The organism is Candidatus Obscuribacterales bacterium, assembly GCA_036703605.1.
Taxonomy (GTDB): Bacteria; Cyanobacteriota; Cyanobacteriia; order RECH01; family RECH01; genus RECH01.
The window spans coordinates 1-3,164 of sequence record DATNRH010000854.1 but is presented as its reverse complement, the minus strand read 5'-3'; the positions used below and the strand labels follow the sequence as shown (position 1 = coordinate 3,164).

3 protein-coding genes are annotated in these 3,164 nt (G+C 49.5%); all 3 read right to left on the bottom strand.

Features of this window, described 5'->3' with window-relative positions:
* Positions 1 to 217 precede the first annotated feature (217 nt).
* Positions 218 to 724, bottom strand: a complete 507-nt coding sequence (locus tag V6D20_17615) for a pentapeptide repeat-containing protein (protein HEY9817601.1) — start codon at positions 722 to 724, stop codon at positions 218 to 220.
* Between the two features lie 104 nt (positions 725 to 828).
* Positions 829 to 1,617: a DUF362 domain-containing protein gene (locus V6D20_17610; GenBank protein ID HEY9817600.1), complete on the bottom strand. Its 789-nt coding sequence runs from the start codon at positions 1,615 to 1,617 to the stop codon at positions 829 to 831.
* A gap of 144 nt (positions 1,618 to 1,761) precedes the next feature.
* The coding region (locus V6D20_17605; GenBank protein HEY9817599.1) for a protelomerase family protein at positions 1,762 to 3,164 on the bottom strand (1,403 nt) is incomplete at its 5' end.

Sequence of the window (3,164 nt, the reverse complement as noted above, 5' to 3'; positions counted from 1 at the left end):
TATCAAGCCTTTAACGATCAGGGACAGTTGAGTGATGAGAAGCAGCAAGAAGGCGTCATGGCGATTGGTCAGCGTTTGACAGAAGTAGCCACAAAACTCAACGCCTAGCCAAGGGCGATCGCTCCCGTGTGGAATAATGATATCCACACATGGAGCTGGTTGATTTAGACATCTCCGTAGCGATCGCACCCTTGCACAGTAACAGCCGATGCGATCGCTACGGGCATCCAAGAGATTCACGAGTATCGACGCCAGTGACTGGGTTCACGCCGCTGGCCGTTTCACAAAGACGCAGAACCTGTTCTCGATCCAGCATGGCATAGCTGAAATCCGCCCCATTAACCAAGGCTCCTCTAAAGTTTGACTTCAGCAACATCGCTGAGGTTAAGACAGCATCTGTGAAATCAGCTCCGGCTAAATTACTCAAGTAGGCAATGCTATCGCTGAGGTCAGCGCTGTGAAAGCGAGCATTCTTCAGAACTGAACCATTAAACACAGCTCCACGCAGATCTGCCCCACTAAAATCAGCGCCTTCTAACGTCGCATTATTAAATTGCGCTTGAATCAGCGTTTCCCCTGCATAGCTCTTAGTGGTGGGCGTAACATCGTCATAGGCTCGAATGGCAGCGGAACTGGCCGCATAGGCGGGTTGAGATAGTAGCCCTATGCCAAGCAAGGCGGAAAGTAAAAAGCTGATAAATTGCTGAAATCTAGACATAATCATGGATACGCGCTATTAAATCTCCTTCATCAAAGTTAACATCTTTTGGTTCTGGGCGTGGCGATGAGTCGCCAACCGCCTGTGGATTACTGACATCCATCACGTTCCTAGGTGGCAAAAGGACAGTTCTGTCGAATGCCTTCTATATAGGGGGGAATGGGAACTTGGGCAAGTTCGCAAGCGGCTTGATCAATCGCAAGGAGACTAGAGCCCACGATCACCTGATTGAGAAATGTTCCAGTTCCAGAGCGATCGGGCTTCCAGTCAGGACTGGTGTACATATAGGTAGCATCGACAACCCCGGCATCAAACAGATGTCCGATGCAGCCATAGACATCTTGTAAAATCAGCGGCACGGATGGTCGGTGAAGCTGGCCCCGAGAGTTGGGACTGCGAGCCTTATAGCGCGATCGGGGGAATAGACCGTATAAATTTTTAAGGGATGCGGAAATTAATGTCTCTCCCTTGAGTTGGGTAGACTTGAATGCCCCAAGGCTAATCCGGCAATCGACTTCCTGTAAGAGGGCAGGAGCCCACATGGAGCTGAAGCGTACAGGCTTAGTGCAACGGTTGGGATAATCGGTTAGGGGGAGGGTATCAGCGTCTAATAAATGTATCTTATCTTTGATCAGAGGTTGAATCGTCAGGGTGGCCGCGATGTCGTCTAAGGATCGGGCAGAGCAGACCCCTTCGACGATCAAAATGTCGGCTTGAGGATTGGCGAGTTGAATGCCTTTTATAACTTGAGTGAGGACATGGAGACTAACGGTTACTGGATGAGGAACCGGATAGCCGAGATTGGGCTTAATGAGAATTTGCTTGGCGGAGAGAGCTGAGGGCGGGGGCGTATAGAGGAAGCGATCGCTAGGTAGAGTGGAGACGGTTGGGTTGTTCATACAGGGATATTCATCAACTCTATCGTGCTGTATACATAAGTGGATAGTCTATACGCATGAATCGGGATTAGCACTCGTTCCAACCAATAGTGCGTGATGTTTGTCCATGTATTATACGCATATGCGGCTTGAGGAGCGTCAAGGCTAGGTCTGCTGGATGAAGGCTTTAAGTTCACTTGGGTTGTTGTAGCGGTTATGGCTTCTAGGATTGGTAACGCCAATGCGTTGATGATGAGTTTGGATATCATCTTCAAAATCTGCGATAAAGGATTGAGCAGCTTTGCGGTTGATATGGAATTCCCGTTCTAGGAGGCTAGCTGTGATTGCCCAGGTGGGTTGGTGGTCTGAAAGGTTCCATTGCTTGATGGCATTAACGATAGCGATCGCTCTCTCTAGGGCAGACTGGTGTAGTTGCTTACTCACCGCAGGATAGTGTTGTTGAGTTGAGCCCATGATGGTTCGCAGCCTATCCAGTTGAGCTGTCGCATAGTCGCGCTCTTGCTGAACCGTGATCAGAGTGTCTTGTGTATCTCTCAAGAGCGATCGTAATCGATTGACTTCTGCGGTGAGACGGGCAACGTCATCATGCTGGGGCTGCTCATCCCTGCTAGGATCTGGGCTAGGGCTGGGGACAGGATTGGGGAGATCATCAACCTCTAGATTCAGCTGATCCAAATCATCCATTTGCAGCGCTGGAAGACCATAGGCAGATAGCTTCACGCCTCTGGCACGCAGGAGATTTCCTTGGTCATTAACGAGGCGATAGTGCTGATAATGCTGAATGGCGGCGCTACCGAGGTCATGCCCAAGATACTGCTGTAAGAAGCGGCCTTCATTCCTCATTTCAGGACAGAAGAAGTGAACAGCGATCGCTGCATAGACACCTCGTAGTCGATGAATGGTTAACCGTTCAAATCCTTGAGGAACGCCTAGAACATCCCCAAAAGCATCTGCCATGCGGTAATTCACTCTTGTATGGAATGCTTGAATAAGGGGATCATCATGGGGACGTCCTACCAAAGGTGCAACCTTAGGCATCTTCCGGAACCGCTTAAAATGGGGCAATAGCTCTGAGGCGGGAATGAGAGAGAGAATATTGAAGCTGCCGACAGGACTCTTTTTCTTTTGTTGTCCATGAAACGAGAGAACAAACTCGTGGTCTGAGCCTAGCGTTAATTGCCCACGAGAGACGATTTCTGTATGGCGGCGACCCGTGAGAGCACAGAGAGCGATCGCTAACTCTTCTGATGAATCGTGGGCTAGAAGTGCTGTAGCCCGTCTCATGAAGGCTTCTATGGGCACAACTTGCAAATTATCAAGCCGTTGGGCATTTCGCTTAACACTGCTTTGCCGAAGGTTGGCATAGGTATCTTGATCATATTTAAGAAATGTGAGAGCGTAATGTTCAGAGCGCTCCATCTGTAAGCCCGTCATATATTGGGTATAAGAATAGGAGTGACTCGTCTGTTCATGGAGAGGGAGAATACCGGCGTCTATAGCATCGGCGATCGCTTTCCTGTATTGGGGGATGTAATCGTTTGCGAGGG